Genomic DNA, 227 nt, shown 5'->3' with positions numbered 1-227 from the left:
AGGCTCATCCCATTTCGCTCGCCACTACTTTGGGAATCTCGGTTGATTTATTTTCCTGCAGCTACTTAGATGTTTCAGTTCGCCGCGTTCGCTTTGCATGCCTATGTATTCAGCATGCAATGACCTAAAAGGCCGGGTTTCCCCATTCGGAAATCCTCGGATCAAAGCTTGTTTGTCAGCTCCCCGAGGCTTATCGCAGACTTCTACGTCCTTCATCGCCTGTAATC

The 227-nt window shown here is 48.9% G+C and carries 1 rRNA gene; it reads right to left on the bottom strand.

The window, feature by feature from the left end:
* Window positions 1–221 (bottom strand): 23S ribosomal RNA (locus tag GTP77_RS31530); the annotation flags it as partial.
* Between the last annotated feature and the right edge of the window lie 6 nt (window positions 222–227).

The sequence above is a fragment of the Pseudoduganella aquatica genome (assembly GCF_009857595.1).
Taxonomy (GTDB): Bacteria; Pseudomonadota; Gammaproteobacteria; order Burkholderiales; family Burkholderiaceae_D; genus Rugamonas; species Rugamonas aquatica_A.
Note: the sequence above shows the minus strand (reverse complement) of the source record. Positions and strands in the feature narration are given on the sequence as shown.